The sequence below is a fragment of the Cytobacillus sp. IB215665 genome (assembly GCF_033963835.1).
GTDB lineage: Bacteria > Bacillota > Bacilli > Bacillales > SM2101 > Nanhaiella.
Genome location: NZ_JAXBME010000004.1, coordinates 251,477 through 269,861 on the forward strand (window position 1 = coordinate 251,477; position 18,385 = coordinate 269,861).

Below are 18,385 nucleotides of genomic sequence, written 5' to 3' on the forward strand. Positions count from 1 at the left end.
TAAATACAGAAGAAATGGAAAGTTAACGTATGGACAAGTAATGTAAGAACGTATAATGAAGGGTAATAGGTAAGGAAATGTTTACGAACTTATTCATTCTTTAGAAGGGCAGGATGAGCATGACAAGAGTAGTATTTATGGGAACCCCAGATTTTTCTGTTCCCGTCTTACAACAATTAATAAATGATGGATACGATGTAATAGCAGTTGTAACACAACCAGATCGTCCGAAAGGAAGAAAGAGGGTTTTGACCCCACCCCCTGTGAAGGTTGAAGCTGAAAAGCATGGTATACCAATTTTACAACCAGAAAGGCTTAGTTCAAAAGATGAGTATGAAAAGGTGCTCAGTTTACAACCAGATTTAATTGTTACGGCAGCTTTCGGTCAACTTTTACCGATAGAAATATTAGAAGCTCCTAAGTTTGGCTGTATTAATGTTCATGCTTCACTACTTCCTGAACTTAGGGGTGGTGCGCCAATCCATTATGCAATTATGGAAGGGAATAAGAAATCTGGTATTACGATCATGTATATGGAAAAGAAGCTTGATGCTGGAGACATTATTACTCAAGTAGAGGTTCCAATATCAGAAACTGATCATGTTGGTACATTACATGATAAGTTAAGTGTTGCTGGTGCTAAGCTATTATCAGAAACAGTTCCATTGTTACTAAACAATAAGATTACCGCAAGAAAACAAAATGAAGACGAAGTTACTTTTGCTTATAATATTAAGCGTGAACAAGAAAAAATAGATTGGTCTAGACCTGGATATGAAATTTATAATCAGATTCGTGGCCTTCACCCGTGGCCTGTAGCATATACAATGCTAGATGGACAGGTAATGAAAGTTTGGTGGGGAGAAAAAATGAGTACACATAACGATCACGTAGCTGGAACAATCACCTCTATTGAACAGGATGGTTTCATCGTTTCAACTGGTGATGATATAAGCATAAAAATTACTGAGCTACAGCCAGCAGGCAAGAAGCGCATGACTGCTGAAGAATATTTACGTGGCATGGGTTCTTCATTGCAAGTTGGTGTACAATTAGGAGAAGGACATGAAAAAAAGTAATGTAAGAAATGTTGCACTTGATATACTACTTTCTATAGAAAAAAATCAATCGTATAGCAATATTTTGTTAAATCGTATGATAGAAAAAAATCATCTAAATAGCAAAGACATTGGTCTTCTTACAGAAATAGTTTACGGGACGATTCAACGAAAAATGACGCTTGATTATTTTTTACGTCCGTTTACACAATCTAAACGTAAGATAGAAAAATGGGTTTACATCCTTTTAAGAATGTCTGCTTATCAAATGGTATACCTTGACCGTGTTCCTGATCGCGCGATCATTTTTGAAGCAGTAGAAATTGCTAAGCAACGGGGGCATAAAGGTATTTCTTCAATGGTAAATGGGGTTTTAAGGGCCTTGCAACGGGAAGGAGTTCCTTCCTTAGCAGAAATTACTGATCCTAATGAGCGTCTAGCTATTGAAACAAGTCACCCTAAATGGCTCATCAAACGTTGGGTAGACCAATTAGGTTATGAAGCTACTAAACAAATGTGTGAAGTAAATTTGATGCCTCCAGTTCAAACTGTTAGAGTGAATACGAATAAGTTAACGAAAGACGAGTTGTTAGCCCATCTAAGTGAAGAAGGGTATAATGTAGTACAAGGTGACCTGTCAGACGATGCAATAAAAAGTATGAAAGGAAATCTTGCAAAAACAACAGCCTTTCAAGAAGGTTTGTTTACGGTTCAAGATGAAAGCTCTATGCTTGTAGCTAAATCTTTAAATGTAAAGGAGCATAACACTATTCTTGATGCGTGTAGTGCACCAGGTGGGAAGGCTACACATATAGCAGAACTATTAAAAAATACTGGACGAGTTGTGTCGATTGATCTTCATAAACATAAGGTGAAGCTTGTTCAAGAGCAGGTAGATAGGTTAGAGCTGTCAAATGTTGAAACAAATGTGCTAGATAGCAGAGAAGTTCAGCAATATTATGCACAAGAAAGCTTTGATAGAATTCTTGTTGATGCACCTTGTTCGGGGCTAGGAGTTGTTAGAAGAAAACCGGACATCAAGTACGCTAAGACAGAGGAAGATGTATTGAAGTTAGCTGAAATCCAAATGAGTATTTTAAAAGCTGTAGCACCTTTATTAAAAAAAGATGGGATATTGGTATATAGTACATGTACGATAGATAAAGCTGAAAATAGCGATGTCATCGATAAATTCTTACTAGAACATAAAGAATATGAACAGGATTTAACAATTAATGAGAGGCTCCCAGAAAATGTACGTCCATATGTTCAAAATGGACAACTACAGCTATTGCCTCATTATTTTAAAACAGATGGTTTTTATATAGCATGTTTAAGAAAGCGGGTGTAATGTAAATGGAAGATACAACAAAAACAGAACAAAAGAACAATACAACTAATGATGTGATTAAACCTTCTATTTACTCGTTGAAATTAGAAGAATTACAAAGCTGGCTCAAGTCGAATGGTGAAAAGTCTTATAGAGCTAAACAGATTTTTGAATGGCTTTATATAAAAAGGGTTGATTCATTCGATGATATGACCAACTTATCAAAAAGTTTGAGAGAGTTATTGGTACAACATTTTTCGATCACTACCCTAAAAACGATTATTCAACAAACATCATCGGATGGAACGATGAAGTTTTTATTCGAATTGTATGATGGTTACTCAATAGAAACCGTGTTAATGACACATAATTATGGAAATTCTGTTTGTGTAACTACACAGGTTGGATGTCGAATAGGTTGCACATTTTGTGCATCAACTTTAGGTGGTCTAAAACGGAATCTTTCTGCTGGAGAAATCGTTGCACAAGTTGTAACAGTTCAAAAGGCGTTAGATGAATTAAATGAACGTGTTAGTCATGTTGTGATAATGGGTATTGGTGAACCATTTGATAATTATGATCAAATGCTATCCTTTCTAAAAATCATCAATGATGATGCAGGTTTAAACATAGGTGCGAGACACATTACGGTTTCAACGAGTGGTATTATCCCTAAAATTTATCAATTTGCTGATGAGAACATGCAAATTAATTTTGCTATATCATTACATGCACCAAATTCAGATATAAGAAGTAATTTAATGCCTATTAATAGGGCTTATAAATTGCCAGAATTAATGGATGCGGTACGTTATTATATTGACAAAACGGGAAGGCGCGTGTCATTTGAATATGGTTTGTTTGGTGGGGTCAATGATCAAGTTGAACACGCAGAAGAGTTGGCCAAGCTGATAAAAGGAATTAACTGTCATGTGAACTTAATTCCAGTTAACTATGTACCAGAACGCGATTATGTACGCACACCGAAAAACCAAATATTTGCTTTTGAGAAAACGTTGAAGAAACGTGGAATCAATGTAACGATCAGACGTGAACATGGACATGATATCGATGCAGCCTGTGGTCAATTACGTGCAAAGGAACGTAAAGAGGAGACGAGGTGAACGTTGTGAATTCAGTATTTCTCACAGACAAGGGGAAAGTTCGTCCTCATAACGAGGATAATGGTGGGATATTCAAAAATCAACAAGGAGATCTTCTTGTAATCGTAGCAGACGGTATGGGAGGTCACAGAGCAGGTGATGTTGCTAGTGAAATGACGAGTAATCATTTACGAGATTTTTGGGAGAACAATGAACGTATCAACACACCAGAAGAAGCTGAGAAGTGGATGATGGAGCATGTGGTGAAAGTGAACGAAGCCCTGTTTAAACATGCTCATGACAATCCCCACTGTAATGGAATGGGTACAACTTTAGTCGTAGCTTTATGCACATCTAACTTTACAACAGTCGGGCATATAGGTGATAGTCGTTGTTACCTTCTAAACGATACGGGCTTTTCTCAGCTAACAGAAGACCATTCTTTAGTTAACGAATTGGTTCGTTCAGGTCAAATTACCAAAGAAGACGCAGAACATCATCCAAGAAAGAATGTGTTACTTAGAGCATTAGGAACTGAGGAGGATATCCAACTCGACATAAAGACCATTATTTTAGAAGAGGATGATATACTCCTATTATGCTCCGATGGACTATCTAATAAAATATCAGAAGATGAATTTATTTCGACATTACAGTCTGACATTTCGTTAAGTGAGAAAGCTCATGCATTCATCGATCTTGCTAATGAGCATGGGGGCGAGGACAATATAACGCTTTCGATCATCGAATATACATCGGATTACGAGAGCAGGTGATCTAAAATGTTAATTGGAAAACGTCTAAATGATAGATATGATATTGTTGAGGTGGTCGGTGGAGGCGGAATGGCAAACGTTTACCTTGCGAAAGATATGATTCTTGACAGGGAGGTTGCCATCAAAGTTTTGCGCTTAGATTTTTCTCATGATGAGGAGTTCATAAAACGCTTTCGCCGTGAAGCTCAAGCTGCAACGAGCTTAGCCCACCCTAACATAGTGACGATTTATGACGTGGGAGAAGAGGATAATATTTATTACATTGTTATGGAATATGTACGCGGAAAAACATTGAAGCAATATATTCAAGCATACGCTCCGTTGTCAGTGCAGGAAACTTTAAATATTATGGAACAATTGACATCAGCCATTTCTCATGCTCACCAAAACCAAATCGTTCACCGAGACATTAAACCACAAAATATATTAGTTAACAATAACGGAACAGTGAAAATTACGGATTTCGGTATTGCAATGGCATTAAGCTCAACAACTATTACACATACTAATTCTGTATTAGGTTCTGTTCATTATTTATCTCCTGAACAAGCCCGAGGTGGTTTGGCGAATAAAAAATCTGATATCTATTCATTAGGTATTGTCATGTTTGAATTGCTGACAGGAGAAATACCATTTTCTGGCGAGTCTGTAGTGTCTATCGCACTAAAACATTTACAATCAGAAACACCATCACCAAAAAGGTGGAATCCGGACATCCCTCAAAGTGTAGAAAACATTATCTTAAAATCTACTGCAAAAGATACATTGCATAGGTATGATTCTGTAGACGACATGGAAGTTGATATAAAGTCGGCTCTTGATCCAGAGAAAATGACAGAAGAAAGATTTACACTGCCTGTTGAGGATGATGAGGTTACGAAAGCGATTCCAGTGTTAACTAACGAGCAGTTGTTAGCTAATGAAAAAACGACGGTACATGAGCCACAACAGCTATCATCTGAGGAAACAACGAAACAACTTAAACAAAGCAAGCGAAAAAGGCTTCCGGTGATTATTACTACGACGTTTTTTATGTTAGTCATTGCGGCGGTCTTAGCTGTGACCCTCATTCCTTCTTTATTAACACCAGATGATGTTGCAGTACCAGACGTTAAAAATATGGAGTATGATGAAGCTGTAAAAAAGCTTGAAGCATTAGACCTTGTTATTACAAAAACAATAGATCAAACAAGTGATGAAGTCATTGAAAGCCTTGTTATTAAGACTGACCCTGAAGATGGTGCTATGGTAAAACCTGGTGCAGGAATAAACATTTATAGAAGTAGTGGGAAAGAAAAATTTGAGTTTGGTGATTATATCGGGGACGATTACAACAGAACGAAAGAACAATTGCAAGAAAAATATAATTTTACAGATGTTACTAAAAGGGAACAGTCAAGTGATGAATATGATGCTGGAATAATCATTGATCAATCCCCAGATCCGGATTCCCTTGTCATACCTGATGAGCAGGAAGTAATTTTTACTGTCAGTAAGGGACCCGAAAAAATAATATTGAAAGATTTGACTCTAAGATCACAAAAAGGAGTCATCGACTATGCTGAAGAGAATGGCTTAAATCTTGATATACGAGATGGATTTGATGATGATGTCGCAAAAGGTTTGGTTTTTAAACAATCACCAGAAGAAGGTACAGAGTTAGATAAAGGTGCTGAAGTGATAGTTTATTTATCAAAGGGCAAAGAGGAAGAGCCGGAAGAGACTGTAAAGACGTATGAAAAAACTTTTACAATAACCTTTGAGCCTAAGTATGACGAAGATATTGTTAATGAAGTCGTTATTTATATTGACGATGCGGAAAGATATATAAATGAGGTATACGATACATTCCCTATACGTGAGAATGAGACTCGTGAAGAAACGATTGAGTTTAAAATAGAGAAGGGCAGCAAAGCAGAATATAAAATTGTACGTGATAATATAGTCCTTTATGAAGGAACAATTAAATACAAAGATATTCAAGACTAGATAGTAGGAGTGAGTCAATGCTAGAAGGTAAAATCATTAAAGCTTTGAGTGGATTTTATTACGTGTATAACAACGGACAAATGGTTCAATGTCGAGGTAGAGGTGTATTTCGCAAAAAAAATATTACACCACTAGTTGGTGATCAAGTTGTCTATCAAGCAGATAATGATCAAGAAGGATATATATTGGATATTAAGGAACGAAAAAATGAATTAAACCGTCCGCCAATTGCTAATGTTGATCAGGCTATCTTAGTATTTTCTGCATTTGAGCCTGCTTTTAGCACAGCATTACTAGATCGTTTTTTAGTATTGATAGAGTCAAAGAATATTGAACCGCTTATTTGTATAAGCAAAATTGATTTAGCCAGTGAGACATTGATTCAAGAAATTCACCAATATGCTAATGATTATCGCCAAATTGGATATGAGGTAGTTTTGACATCGTCGATTACAACGGAAGGTATTCAAAAGCTCACACCTTTCTTGAATAACAATATTTCTGTTTTTGCAGGCCAATCAGGTGTTGGGAAATCTTCATTACTCAATGCACTCAAACCAGAGTTAGATTTAAAGACAGACGATATTTCTTCACATCTAGGTAGAGGAAAACATACGACACGACATGTAGAGTTATTATCCATCGGTACGGGGTTAGTCGCCGATACCCCAGGATTTAGTTCTTTGGATTTTACCGATATTGAAGCAAATGAGCTTTCTTATTGTTTCCCCGAGATGAGGGAGATAAGCCCGCGTTGTAAATTTCGGGGATGCACTCATGTATCGGAACCTAAGTGTGCTGTAAAAGATGCTGTAAAAACCGGTACCATAGCTTCTTATCGATATGATCACTATATTCATTTTTTACAAGAAATTAATGATAGAAAGCCGAGGTATTAATGTATGATAAAGGTAGCACCTTCAGTATTATCAGCAGATTTTTCACGATTAGCGGATGAAATAACAGATGTGGTCGAAGGAGGCGCTGATTATATTCATATTGATGTGATGGATGGTCATTTTGTCCCAAACATTACGATAGGCCCTTTAATTGTTGATGCAATTCGTCCAATTACAAATATACCACTAGATGTTCATCTTATGATTGAGAATCCAGATACATACATTCCGATGTTCGCGAAGGCAGGAGCTGATATTATTTCAGTTCACGTAGAAGCATGTCCTCACTTGCATAGGACAATTCACCTTATTAAAGAACACGGTGTGAAAGCTGGTGTAGTACTTAATCCATCAACTCCAGTTGAATCTATTCAACATATACTAGAGGATATTGATTTAGTATTACTAATGACAGTGAACCCAGGTTTCGGAGGTCAACAATTTATACATTCAGTTATTCCGAAAATAGAAGCAGTATCAAAGATGATACAAGATAAAGGGTTACAAGTCGAAATTGAGGTAGACGGTGGTGTAAATGTTGAGACAGCCCCGATATGTGTAAAAGCAGGAGCAAATGTCTTAGTGGCTGGATCTGCAGTGTATAATAAACAAAATCGTAAAGAGGCTATTGAGAGTATCCGAGGGATAAACTAAACTCGCTAAATGGTAGCTTGCATACGAACTTGAAAGGATATCTTAGGTGATATCCTTTTTTACGTAGGCTATTGATTTCTGTGTGTTATCCTAAAATCATAAACACTTTTTCATATCAATTTCGTGGTATCCTTTCTTCAATAATTCAATGGCAATCGAATATACGGCTGTTAGCTACGCTAATTTTGTAACAATAGTAATAAGGATTAATAAGAGGGCTTTTACAAATATAACGTAATATAAAGATAGGTGATGATAGATATGATCATAAATATTGTAGGTGGAGGTCCTATTCGTTATGTTCCCTCTCTTCAACAGTATAACTGTGAAGATTGCTTATGGGTTGGTGCTGACAGAGGTGTTTTATATTTAATTCATTCAGATATTGTTCCTAGCCACGCATTTGGAGACTTTGATTCTATTACAGCAGATGAGATGAGGTATATTGAACAAAAGCTAAAACACGTTCATTTATTTCCAGAAGAAAAAGATTTAACTGATATAGAAATTGCTCTTCAATGGGCTTTAGCACAACAACCAACGACAATTCAAATGTTTGGCTGTTCTGGAGGGAGATTAGATCATCTGTTAGGCAATATACAGCTTCTCGTGAATGGACTGACAAAAGATGTACAAATTCATTTAATTGATACCCAAAATAATGTGACGATGTATGAACCAGGTTCATACTATGTAAATAAACATGAAAGTTATCGTTACATATCTTTTCTTCCTTTTTCTAAAGAAGTAGAGCAACTATCTTTATCTGGGTTTAAATATCCATTAGAAAATTGTCATATAACATTAGGATCGACATTATGTATTAGTAATGAACTAAATGATGATCGAGGTACTTTTTCATTTACTAGTGGCATATTATTGATGGTAAGAAGCACAGACTGATACCGCTAATGAGAGTGTTAATAGGTACTTTTTTTGCATTCTTGAATATACTTATAGAGGAAATTATACAGAAAAATTACAGGCTTATTGAATCGAAATGTCATGCGTGGACCATTGGTGAGGAGGGAAACAATGAAATTTTATACGATTAAATTACCGAGATTTTTAGGTGGAATTATTAGAGCAATGCTTGGGACTTTTAAGAAAAAAGAATAGTAAAAAAAGCACCGATAGTCAGGTGCTTTTTTTACTGATGCAAACGGTTAATATACTTTATTAAACGCGTTCTACCTTACCAGATTTTAGAGCTCTAGCAGATACATATACACGTTTAGGTTTTCCGTCAACTAAAATACGTACTTTTTGAAGGTTCGCACCCCATTTGCGCTTTGTAGCGTTCATTGCATGGGAACGTGCATTACCTGAACGAGTCTTTCTACCAGTAACAACACATTTACGTGCCATGTCTATCTCCCTCCTAACTTCCATAAAGCTTTCAAAAAGACTTCAATATTTGCTATAAGAAATACTTATATAATTTACCACACATCAATTCATATTGCAACAGTTCAATAAGAAGCTTTCAAGAAAATCTACTTGACAGATACGTATTGGGGCAGATTATAATTAGCCGTCGGCTAATTTACAGTATTACTTTTAAAAAAATTGTTATTATAGTAAAATGACCTTAATCAGGTGTACAATTCCAAAGGAGGAACGTTTATGTCCATTGAACTAAAAACAAAATACGGGCAGATTGAAATCTTGAACGATGTGGTTGCAACGATTGCTGGCGGAGCTGCAATAGACTGCTACGGGATAGTTGGTATGGCATCAAAGAATCAAATTAAAGATGGCTTAACGGACATATTACGCAAAGATAATTTTACCAAGGGAGTCATTGTTCGACAAGAGGATGATAACCTTCAGATCGATATGTATATTATAGTTGGTTATGGAACTAAGATTTCCGAGGTTGCAAATAATGTACAAACAAAAGTGAAATATACGTTAGATCAAACAATCGGACTAGCAGTAGATGCTGTAAATATTTATGTACAAGGAGTTCGTGTTACGAACGCATAGTAAGGAGGAAACATCTTGTCTTTAACGAAATTAAGTGGAGAACGTTTTATTAAAATGGTCATCCAGGGGTCTAAAAATTTAGCTAATCATTCAAAACTAGTGGATGCACTAAACGTTTTTCCTGTTCCAGACGGTGACACTGGAACTAATATGAATTTATCTATGTCGTCTGGAGCAAAGGAAGTTTCCAACGTTACTTCCGACCATATTGGGAAAGTAGGAAAATCGCTTTCAAAAGGTTTGTTAATGGGCGCGAGAGGTAATTCTGGTGTTATATTATCTCAACTTTTTCGAGGATTCGCTACAGCGATAGAACATAAGGAAAGTATTAATAGCGTGGAGTTTGCTGAAGCGTTTGCCTCGGGAGTTAAAACTGCTTATAAATCTGTGATGAAGCCTGTTGAAGGGACGATCTTAACAGTCGCAAAAGATGCTGCAAATCGAGGACTTTCAGTTGCTGAACATGAAACAGATATAATCCTGTTAATGGAAGAGATTGTGAAGGAAGCGAGATCTTCTCTTATTAGAACGCCTGAATTGTTACCAGTATTAAAGGAAGTTGGGGTTGTTGACAGTGGAGGTCAAGGCCTTGTTTTTGTGTATGAAGGTTTTTTGGCGGAACTTAAAGATGAAACAATTATACAATCATCTACCATCCCTACTATGACTGAATTAATTAACGCAGAACATCATAAAAGTATACAAAGCCATATGGATACAGAAGATATTGAATTTGGGTATTGTACAGAATTTATGGTGAAGTTTAGTGAAGACAACCAAGATACGCCATCTTTTTCTCAAGAGCAATTTCGTAATGATTTAAGTGCACATGGTGATTCATTATTAGTTGTTTCTGATGAAGAGGTTGTGAAGGTCCACATTCACACTGAAGAACCAGGAGAAGTACTGTCATATGGGAAACGATACGGCTCTTTAATTAATATGAAAATAGAAAACATGAGAGAGCAACATAGTAATATAGTTAACACTACGGAAGAAATAATACAGCCAAGAGAGGTTGCTCAACAAAAGCCTTATGGAATTATTTCAGTAGCAATGGGGTCAGGAATTGCAGATTTATTTAAAAGCATTGGCGCACATTCTGTCATTGAGGGCGGACAAACGATGAATCCGAGTACTGAAGATTTTGTTAATGCGATAAATGAAGTAAATGCCGATAATATTATTATTCTACCGAATAATAAAAATATCATCTTAGCTGCTCAACAAGCAGCTACAGTTGTTGAAGGAAATGTAGTAGTCATTCCGTCTAAAACAGTACCTCAAGGTATGGTTTCATTACTGGCTTTTAACCCGACAATCGAATTAACTCAAAATGAACAGTTAATGACAGATGCACTAAGTGGTGTGAAAACTGGACAAGTTACTTATGCCATTCGTGATACGAATATTGATGGCTTAGATATATCCAAAAACGATTTTATGGGAATAAATGATGGCAAGATTGATGTAACGAATGAAGACAAAGTAGCTGTTGCGAAAGACTTGCTCGACAATATGATAGATGAAGATGATGAAATTATTACGATTCTCTTCGGTGAAGATGCAGCTGAAGACGAAGTAGAGGAGCTTGTTTCATATATAGAAGCTCAGTATACAGAAATTGAAGTTGAAGTGCATAATGGGAAACAGCCTCTATACTCATTTGTTTTTGCTATAGAATAATTGGAGTAGATTAACAAATTATAACATTCATATACGCTCTTTCATTTTAATCTAGCTAATATTCTTCTTCGCTAGAGCTTCTTCACCCATTCTCCAAAGATAAAGTCTTAGGTGAATGGGTGAAGCACTTATAATAGGTAAAGTACTAACAAGCAGCTACGTAATTGTAACCGGCTGTTTTTACGTTAAATGTTGTTTTTCAAATGCTGTTTGCGCATAGCTTGTTACTTTTCGTTCTAAAATATATACGCTGTATTCATCTAGCTTTTGTAGCATCTTTTCTACTTTAGATTTATGTTGAGCTCTCATAACAATGATTATATTGTTCAATTTTAGTAAAAATAACAACAGTGTTTACGAAAAGAACTTTTATTAATAAGAAGTTTACACACCTTCGGGATGAGCGTTGTGGTAAACCACGCCTTTATCCTCAATTATAGGAACAAGTATGCGAAAACAATCTTATAATAATTGAAGGTGTTGCACATATATATGTTGTCTAGCTCAGGTGCTAATCCCATCGAGGTTGCTTCACCAATGCACTCGATATCAGAAAGCGCATTCATTGAAATGGCACCAGAACTGTCTGGATGCTATTTGTCTTTAGTGCATCTCAAATATGATAATAAAGGGAGAAGTTTATTGTGAAATATAAAAGTGTATTTGATATTATCGGCCCTATTATGATTGGTCCATCAAGTTCACACACTGCAGGTGCTGCAAGAATAGGTAAAGTTGCGCGAAGTCTATTTGGACGTCAGCCGAAGTGGGCACAAATATCTTTTTATGGGTCTTTTGCTGAAACGTATAAAGGACATGGTACTGACATTGCACTTGTTGGTGGACTGCTCGACTTTGAGACAGATGATGAACGAATTAAATCGTCCCTAGATATTGCCAATCAGTTAGGCATAAATATTATTTTCCGAAGAGCAGAAGCTATTACTGACCACCCTAATACTGCAAGGGTACGTATAGGAGATGATGATGGAGAATTAGAGCTAGTTGGTATTTCCATCGGCGGTGGGAAAATTGAAATTATTGAACTTAATGGATTTGAACTTAAGCTATCTGGTCATCATCCAGCTATACTCATTGCTCATAATGACAAATTTGGAGCGATAGCTGCTGTTGCCAACGTATTGGCAAAATTTAAAATTAACGTAGGACATATGGAAGTTTCACGTAAAGAAAAAGGCAAGCTTGCATTAATGACAATTGAACTAGATCAAAATATTGAGCAATTTGTTTTAGATGAGCTTGATTCACTTCCGAATATTTTACAAGTGACGAAAATCGTAGATTAAGAAAAGAATATGTCCAGCTAAGTATATAAGGGGGAAATCTAAATGTTTCGTAACGTAGCTGAATTAATTAAGTTAGCGAATGAGCAGAATGTAAAAATTTCTGAAGTGATGATTCAACAAGAGATGGAAGTAAAGCAAAAGAGTCGTTCAGAAATACTCGATCAAATGGAAAAAAATTTAGAGGTTATGGAAAAAGCTGTTGAGAAGGGTCTTTCAGGAGTAAAATCATTTTCTGGATTAACAGGCGGAGACGCATTATTATTACAATCATATATACAAAAAGGAAATTTCTTATCAGGTGAAACGATTTTGGATGCAGTAAGTAAAGCAGTAGCGACAAACGAAGTTAATGCTGCAATGGGAACGATCTGTGCTACACCAACAGCTGGTTCAGCAGGAGTTGTACCAGGCACACTCTTTGCTGTCAAAAATAAACTAAATCCATCTAGGGAACAGATGGTTGAGTTTTTATTCACTTCAGGAGCTTTCGGTTTTGTAGTAGCTAACAATGCATCAATTTCAGGTGCTGCAGGTGGATGTCAAGCTGAGGTAGGTTCAGCCGCAGGAATGGCAGCAGCAGCAATCGTTGAAATGGCAGGTGGAACACCTAGTCAATCAGCAGAAGCGATGGCTATTACTTTAAAGAATATGCTCGGCTTAGTTTGTGACCCAGTTGCAGGGTTAGTAGAAGTTCCTTGTGTAAAAAGGAATGCGATGGGGGCTGCAAATGCAATGGTTGCAGCAGATATGGCATTAGCAGGTATAACGAGTCGAATCCCTTGTGATGAAGTAATAGATGCTATGTATCAAATTGGTCAAAATATGCCAACTTCGTTAAAAGAAACAGCGCGAGGAGGGTTAGCGGCAACGCCAACTGGTAAAGAGCTTGAACAAAAAATATTTGGCGTTTCGCTAGGTACAAGTGAGTAAGGAAGTAACAGATTTAGTAACTTCAATTAAAGGGATTGGTGAAGAAACAGCACTATCATTAAATGATATGGGTATACAAACCGTATTAGATCTCCTTGAGTATTTTCCTTACAAATATGAAGACTATCAATTGCGGGATTTAGCTGATGTAAAACATGAAGAAAAAGTTACAGTGGAAGGGAAGGTCCATAGTGAACCTTCTCTAACTTATTATGGAAAAAAGAAATCTAGACTCACATTTCGTTTACTTGTCGGTAGGTATTTAATTACGGTAACTTGCTTTAATAGACCGTACTATAAAAAACAGCTTTCTATCAATGCAATTATAACCGTTACTGGCAAATGGGATCAGCACCGCCAAACAATAACAGTGAGCGAACTTTCTTTCTCACCTCATCAAAAAAATAGTGAGATAGAGCCAACCTACGCAATCAAAGGGAAGGTAACTGTTAAAGGAATGCGAAGATTTATGTCTTTAGCACTAAATCAATATAGCACATTAATTGAAGAAAATTTGCCTATCTCTTTACTACAAAAGTATCGATTAGTTGATAAGAAAGATGCTATACAAGCGATTCACTTACCTTTATCACATGAAGATTTAAAACAAGCAAGAAGAAGGTTTGTTTACGAAGAATTTTTACTATTTCAATTACAAATGCAAACACTTCGAAAGTTCGAGAGGGAACAATCTGTAGGTGTAGTGATGGAATATCCAAAAAATGAGCTTGACAGCTTTATTGACCAATTACCTTTCCCACTAACTAATGCCCAAAATCGTGTTGTCCACGAAATTACAAGTGATTTAGCAACACCTTACCGCATGAATCGGTTATTACAAGGTGATGTTGGATCTGGAAAGACTGTTGTAGCAGCGATTTCACTTTTTGCAACTGTGTTGGCAGGATATCAGGGAGCCTTGATGGTTCCAACGGAAATATTAGCAGAACAGCATGAATACTCATTGAAGCAGTTATTTAGTGCTTTTCCAATGCGTATTGAGTTGTTAACGAGCTCTGTGAAAGGGAAAAAGCGTAGAGAAATAATTGACCAACTAACGCGTGGTGAAATCGATATTATCGTTGGAACACATGCATTAATTCAAGATGAGATTTCATTCAATAAATTGGGTCTTGTTATTACTGATGAACAGCATCGTTTTGGAGTAGCACAACGTAGAACGTTAAGAGAAAAAGGTGAAAATGCCCATGTTCTATTTATGACTGCTACGCCTATCCCTCGAACTCTAGCAATCACTGTTTTTGGAGAAATGGATGTTTCAGTAATAGACGAAATGCCAGCTGGTAGAAAAGAGATAGAAACATACTGGGCAAGACACGACATGCTTGAGAGAGTCCTTGAGTTCATGAAACAAGAGCTGATCAAAGGAAGACAAGCTTATATCATCTGTCCACTCATTGAAGAATCTGATAAATTGGACGTGCAAAATGCGATAGATGTCCATAGTATTTTGACACAATATTTTAGCAATAAATATCATATTGGACTAATGCATGGTAAACTTCCTTCTGCAGAGAAGGAAGCTGTAATGAGAGACTTTAGTACAAATAACGTTCAAGTGCTTGTTTCAACAACTGTTGTTGAAGTTGGAGTAAACGTTCCAAATGCCACATTTATGTTAATTTATGATGCAGATCGTTTCGGGTTGTCACAATTACATCAGCTTCGAGGTCGTGTTGGTCGTGGTGAGAATCAGTCTTATTGCATATTGCTAGCGGACCCAAAATCAGAAGTAGGTAAAGAGCGAATGAATATCATGACAGAAACAAATGATGGTTTTAAGCTATCTGAAAAGGACCTAGAGCTTCGTGGGCCTGGTGATTTCTTTGGTAAAAAGCAAAGTGGTGTTCCAGAGTTTAAAGTGGCTGATATGGTACATGATTATCGTGCATTGGAAGTAGCCAGAGATGATGCTGCTAAGCTTATTCAATCAACCGCATTTTGGCAAAATAATGAGTATGAGGAACTAAGAAAATACTTGCAACAAACCGGTGCTTTACATGGAGAAAAACTGGATTAATAACAGATTGATTATTTGCAAATTGAAGCATTTAATTATATACTACTATTAGTACCTAGTCATAATAATACGGATGGTGTTTTCTCATATGCGTAAAAATAAAAAAGTACGACAGGAGCAATTGCAACAAACAATAACTGAAAATCCATTCGTCACCGACGAAGAATTAGCAGTAAAATTTTCTGTGAGCATCCAAACGATACGACTCGATCGAATGGAGTTATCGATTCCTGAATTGCGAGAGCGAATAAAATATGTTGCAGAAAAGAATTTTGATGAACAAGTTCGTTCGCTTCCGATTGAAGAGGTAATTGGAGAAATTGTAGATATTGTTCCTGATGAAAGTGCTATTTCAATTTTTGATGTAGAAAAGGAACACGTTTTTAAAAGAAATAAGATTATGCGTGGTCATCATCTTTTTGCTCAAGCTAACTCCCTTGCAGTTGCAGTTATTAATGATGAACTAGCGTTAACTGCGCAAGCAACAATCCGTTTCATGCGCCAAGTAAAAGAAACTGAGCGTGTGATAGCTAAAGCCAAAGTTAAAGGATTGGATAAGAAGAAAGGGAGAACAATAGTAGAAGTAAACAGCTTTGTCGGAGCAGAAATGGTATTTTCAGGGGAATTTGAAATGTATCGTTCAAAAAGTAATTAAAAGGTAGGTTCAACAAATGAGAATCGCAATCGATGCAATGGGTGGTGACCATGCACCTAAAGAAATTGTTTTAGGCACTCTAAAAGCGCTAGAAGCTTTCCCTAGCTTACATATTACTTTAATAGGGGATGAAGACAAAATTAAGACATATGTTTCTGAACAGAAACGTCTTTCTATAATACATGCCAATGAAATAATTGAAGCAACTGATGAGCCTGTAAGGGCAGTTCGTAGAAAGAAAAATGCCTCTATGGTACTTATGGCAAAAGAAGTGAAAGAAGGGCGTGCGGATGCTTGTATTTCTGCAGGGAATACGGGTGCTCTAATGGCAGCGGGTTTATTCATAGTCGGTAGAATCGATGGAATTGATCGTCCTGCATTAGCTCCAACATTACCAACTGCAGATGGACGTGGTTTTATAATGCTAGATGCTGGAGCTAATGTGGATGCCAAAGATCAACATTTGCTACAGTATGCGATTATGGGGTCGATTTATGCTGAGAAAGTACGGGGTGTTCCATCACCTAGAGTGGGCTTGTTAAATATAGGAACAGAAAAGAATAAAGGAAACGACCTTATGAAGCAAGTCTTTTCCTTATTAGAAAAAACGTCATTACACTTTATTGGTAATGTTGAGGCGCGAGACTTATTAGATGGGGTTGCAGATGTAGTCATAACAGATGGCTTTACGGGTAATGTTACATTAAAAGCAATAGAGGGAACAGCACAATCAGTTTTTTCTATGTTAAAAACAACATTAACAAGCAATTTTAAGAGCAAATTTGCAGCTTCTGTATTAAAGCCTCAACTGTTAGATTTAAAAGCTAAAATGGATTATTCAGAATACGGTGGAGCTGGGTTGTTTGGTTTAAAAGCTCCAGTAATTAAAGCACATGGTTCTTCTGACGCCAATGCGATCTTTAACGCTATTCGTCAAGCAAAAGATATCGTTGATAACAATGTTACTGAATTGATAAAGCAACAAGTTGAATCTGTTGATTGATTAGTAAAGAGAGGAATGATCATATGGGGAAAATTGCATTTGTTTTTCCAGGCCAAGGTTCACAAATTGTTGGTATGGGACAAAGCCTTGCACAAAAATATGACAATGTGGCAGCTGTTTTTAACAAAGCTGATGAAAAACTAGGTATTTCATTAACTGACCTTATTTTCCAAGGTCCAGCTGATAAATTAACGTTAACGATGAATGCACAGCCAGCTTTATTAACGACGAGCATAGCTATTCTTGAACGGTTCAAAGAAGAAAATATACGACCTGATTATGTTGCGGGTCATAGTTTAGGAGAATATAGCGCACTTGTGGCTGCCGAAGCATTGTCATTTGAAGATGCAGTGTATGCAGTAAGGAAACGAGGCGAATTAATGGAAGAAGCTGTTCCTGCAGGAGAAGGGTCAATGGCAGCTGTACTAGGGATGGAACAAGGTCAGCTACAAGAAATCACAACCCAAATTACAGCTGATGGATATCCAGTTCAACTCGCTAATTTGAACTGTCCTGGTCAAATTGTTATTTCTGGAACAGCTGAGGGAGTATCAATCGCAACGAAACAATGTAAAGAACAAGGTGCAAAACGCGTCATCCCTTTAGTTGTAAGTGGACCATTTCATTCATCACTCATGCAACCAGCTGCTAATAAATTCGATCACATATTAGACGAAATAACAATTAATCATGCAAAGATTCCAGTAGTAACGAACATTCATGCAAAGCCATTAACAAAGAGTACAGAAATAAAGCAAGCTTTAATTGAACAATTATATTCTCCAGTTTTGTGGCAACAGTCTGTAGAATACATGCTTGACAATGGTGTAGATACCTTTATAGAAATTGGTCCTGGTAAAGTTCTTTCAGGACTCATCAAAAAGGTTAACAGAAGGGTTAATGCCTATTCAATAAATGATGAAGAGTCAATGCTATTGACAATTGAAAGATTGAAAGGGGAATAA

The 18,385-nt window shown here is 36.7% G+C and carries 18 protein-coding genes; 17 read left to right on the forward strand and 1 reads right to left on the reverse strand.

The genetic code is table 11. The annotated features are described in order from the left end of the window. Positions 1-119 precede the first annotated feature (119 nt). The 9 genes from fmt to spoVM all read left to right on the forward strand — a co-directional run bounded on the left by fmt (position 120) and on the right by spoVM (position 8,928). The gene (gene fmt / locus SLH52_RS07505) at positions 120-1,079 is read left to right on the forward strand and encodes a methionyl-tRNA formyltransferase (protein ID WP_320208796.1); all 960 of its coding nucleotides are present in this window, start codon (positions 120-122) and stop codon (positions 1,077-1,079) included. After that, positions 1,066-2,409 carry a 16S rRNA (cytosine(967)-C(5))-methyltransferase RsmB gene (rsmB, locus tag SLH52_RS07510; protein WP_320208649.1) on the forward strand — a complete coding sequence of 448 codons (1,344 nt, stop codon included), beginning with the start codon at positions 1,066-1,068 and terminating at the stop codon, positions 2,407-2,409. Before fmt ends, rsmB begins: the two co-directional genes overlap by 14 nt. A 5-nt stretch (positions 2,410-2,414) precedes the next feature. Next, positions 2,415-3,512, forward strand: coding sequence for a 23S rRNA (adenine(2503)-C(2))-methyltransferase RlmN (gene rlmN / locus SLH52_RS07515; protein WP_320208650.1), 1,098 nt, complete (start codon positions 2,415-2,417; stop codon positions 3,510-3,512). Between the two features lie 5 nt (positions 3,513-3,517). Continuing rightward, positions 3,518-4,267, forward strand: coding sequence for a Stp1/IreP family PP2C-type Ser/Thr phosphatase (locus tag SLH52_RS07520; RefSeq protein WP_320208797.1), 750 nt, complete (start codon positions 3,518-3,520; stop codon positions 4,265-4,267). A 6-nt stretch (positions 4,268-4,273) separates the two neighbouring features. Beyond that, positions 4,274-6,256, forward strand: a complete 1,983-nt coding sequence (pknB, locus tag SLH52_RS07525) for a Stk1 family PASTA domain-containing Ser/Thr kinase (protein ID WP_320208651.1) — start codon at positions 4,274-4,276, stop codon at positions 6,254-6,256. Positions 6,257-6,273: 17 nt separating this feature from the next. Continuing rightward, positions 6,274-7,155, forward strand: coding sequence for a ribosome small subunit-dependent GTPase A (gene rsgA / locus SLH52_RS07530; protein WP_320208652.1), 882 nt, complete (start codon positions 6,274-6,276; stop codon positions 7,153-7,155). 3 nt (positions 7,156-7,158) lie between these two features. Continuing rightward, positions 7,159-7,809 carry a ribulose-phosphate 3-epimerase gene (rpe, locus tag SLH52_RS07535; RefSeq protein ID WP_320208653.1) on the forward strand — a complete coding sequence of 217 codons (651 nt, stop codon included), beginning with the start codon at positions 7,159-7,161 and terminating at the stop codon, positions 7,807-7,809. Positions 7,810-8,070: 261 nt separating this feature from the next. Next, complete coding sequence (locus SLH52_RS07540) at positions 8,071-8,712, forward strand: thiamine diphosphokinase (RefSeq protein WP_320208654.1); 642 nt, start codon at positions 8,071-8,073, stop codon at positions 8,710-8,712. A gap of 132 nt (positions 8,713-8,844) precedes the next feature. Then, the gene (gene spoVM, locus SLH52_RS07545) at positions 8,845-8,928 is read left to right on the forward strand and encodes a stage V sporulation protein SpoVM (RefSeq protein WP_214482780.1); all 84 of its coding nucleotides are present in this window, start codon (positions 8,845-8,847) and stop codon (positions 8,926-8,928) included. Between the two features lie 60 nt (positions 8,929-8,988). Here spoVM and rpmB read toward each other — a convergent pair whose 3' ends face one another. Next, positions 8,989-9,177: a 50S ribosomal protein L28 gene (rpmB, locus tag SLH52_RS07550; protein ID WP_214482642.1), complete on the reverse strand. Its 189-nt coding sequence runs from the start codon at positions 9,175-9,177 to the stop codon at positions 8,989-8,991. A gap of 258 nt (positions 9,178-9,435) precedes the next feature. On the opposite strand from rpmB, the gene SLH52_RS07555 reads away from it, so the two are divergent. The 8 genes from SLH52_RS07555 (at position 9,436) to fabD (ending at position 18,385) form a co-directional block, all read left to right on the forward strand. After that, a complete protein-coding gene (locus SLH52_RS07555; RefSeq protein WP_320208655.1) occupies positions 9,436-9,798 on the forward strand; it encodes an Asp23/Gls24 family envelope stress response protein in 363 nt (120 codons plus the stop codon). A gap of 15 nt (positions 9,799-9,813) precedes the next feature. Continuing rightward, entirely contained in the window at positions 9,814-11,484 is a 1,671-nt protein-coding gene (locus SLH52_RS07560; RefSeq protein ID WP_320208656.1) for a DAK2 domain-containing protein, read from the forward strand. 644 nt (positions 11,485-12,128) lie between these two features. Then, complete coding sequence (gene sdaAB, locus SLH52_RS07565) at positions 12,129-12,791, forward strand: L-serine ammonia-lyase, iron-sulfur-dependent subunit beta (RefSeq protein WP_320208657.1); 663 nt, start codon at positions 12,129-12,131, stop codon at positions 12,789-12,791. A gap of 42 nt (positions 12,792-12,833) precedes the next feature. Next, a complete protein-coding gene (gene sdaAA / locus SLH52_RS07570) occupies positions 12,834-13,721 on the forward strand; it encodes an L-serine ammonia-lyase, iron-sulfur-dependent, subunit alpha (protein WP_320208658.1) in 888 nt (295 codons plus the stop codon). Then, the gene (gene recG / locus SLH52_RS07575; RefSeq protein ID WP_320208659.1) at positions 13,714-15,762 is read left to right on the forward strand and encodes an ATP-dependent DNA helicase RecG; all 2,049 of its coding nucleotides are present in this window, start codon (positions 13,714-13,716) and stop codon (positions 15,760-15,762) included. Before sdaAA ends, recG begins: the two co-directional genes overlap by 8 nt. A gap of 88 nt (positions 15,763-15,850) precedes the next feature. Then, the gene (gene fapR / locus SLH52_RS07580; protein WP_320208660.1) at positions 15,851-16,417 is read left to right on the forward strand and encodes a transcription factor FapR; all 567 of its coding nucleotides are present in this window, start codon (positions 15,851-15,853) and stop codon (positions 16,415-16,417) included. Positions 16,418-16,433: 16 nt separating this feature from the next. Continuing rightward, positions 16,434-17,420, forward strand: a complete 987-nt coding sequence (gene plsX, locus SLH52_RS07585) for a phosphate acyltransferase PlsX (protein ID WP_320208661.1) — start codon at positions 16,434-16,436, stop codon at positions 17,418-17,420. 23 nt (positions 17,421-17,443) lie between these two features. Further along, on the forward strand, positions 17,444-18,385 hold the full coding sequence (gene fabD / locus SLH52_RS07590; protein ID WP_320208662.1) for an ACP S-malonyltransferase: 942 nt from the start codon (positions 17,444-17,446) through the stop codon (positions 18,383-18,385).

What these genes read in the sequence shown, in the direction of transcription:
- fmt (WP_320208796.1), top strand. Translation starts at nt 120, where the DNA reads ATGACAAGAGTAGTATTTATGGGAACCCCAGATTTTTCTGTTCCCGTC.
- rsmB (WP_320208649.1), top strand. Translation starts at nt 1,066, where the DNA reads ATGAAAAAAAGTAATGTAAGAAATGTTGCACTTGATATACTACTTTCT.
- rlmN (WP_320208650.1), top strand. Translation starts at nt 2,415, where the DNA reads ATGGAAGATACAACAAAAACAGAACAAAAGAACAATACAACTAATGAT.
- pknB (WP_320208651.1), top strand. Translation starts at nt 4,274, where the DNA reads ATGTTAATTGGAAAACGTCTAAATGATAGATATGATATTGTTGAGGTG.
- rsgA (WP_320208652.1), top strand. Translation starts at nt 6,274, where the DNA reads ATGCTAGAAGGTAAAATCATTAAAGCTTTGAGTGGATTTTATTACGTG.
- rpe (WP_320208653.1), top strand. Translation starts at nt 7,159, where the DNA reads ATGATAAAGGTAGCACCTTCAGTATTATCAGCAGATTTTTCACGATTA.
- SLH52_RS07540 (WP_320208654.1), top strand. Translation starts at nt 8,071, where the DNA reads ATGATCATAAATATTGTAGGTGGAGGTCCTATTCGTTATGTTCCCTCT.
- spoVM (WP_214482780.1), top strand. Translation starts at nt 8,845, where the DNA reads ATGAAATTTTATACGATTAAATTACCGAGATTTTTAGGTGGAATTATT.
- rpmB (WP_214482642.1), bottom strand. Translation starts at nt 9,177, where the DNA reads ATGGCACGTAAATGTGTTGTTACTGGTAGAAAGACTCGTTCAGGTAAT.
- SLH52_RS07555 (WP_320208655.1), top strand. Translation starts at nt 9,436, where the DNA reads ATGTCCATTGAACTAAAAACAAAATACGGGCAGATTGAAATCTTGAAC.
- sdaAA (WP_320208658.1), top strand. Translation starts at nt 12,834, where the DNA reads ATGTTTCGTAACGTAGCTGAATTAATTAAGTTAGCGAATGAGCAGAAT.
- fapR (WP_320208660.1), top strand. Translation starts at nt 15,851, where the DNA reads ATGCGTAAAAATAAAAAAGTACGACAGGAGCAATTGCAACAAACAATA.
- plsX (WP_320208661.1), top strand. Translation starts at nt 16,434, where the DNA reads ATGAGAATCGCAATCGATGCAATGGGTGGTGACCATGCACCTAAAGAA.
- fabD (WP_320208662.1), top strand. Translation starts at nt 17,444, where the DNA reads ATGGGGAAAATTGCATTTGTTTTTCCAGGCCAAGGTTCACAAATTGTT.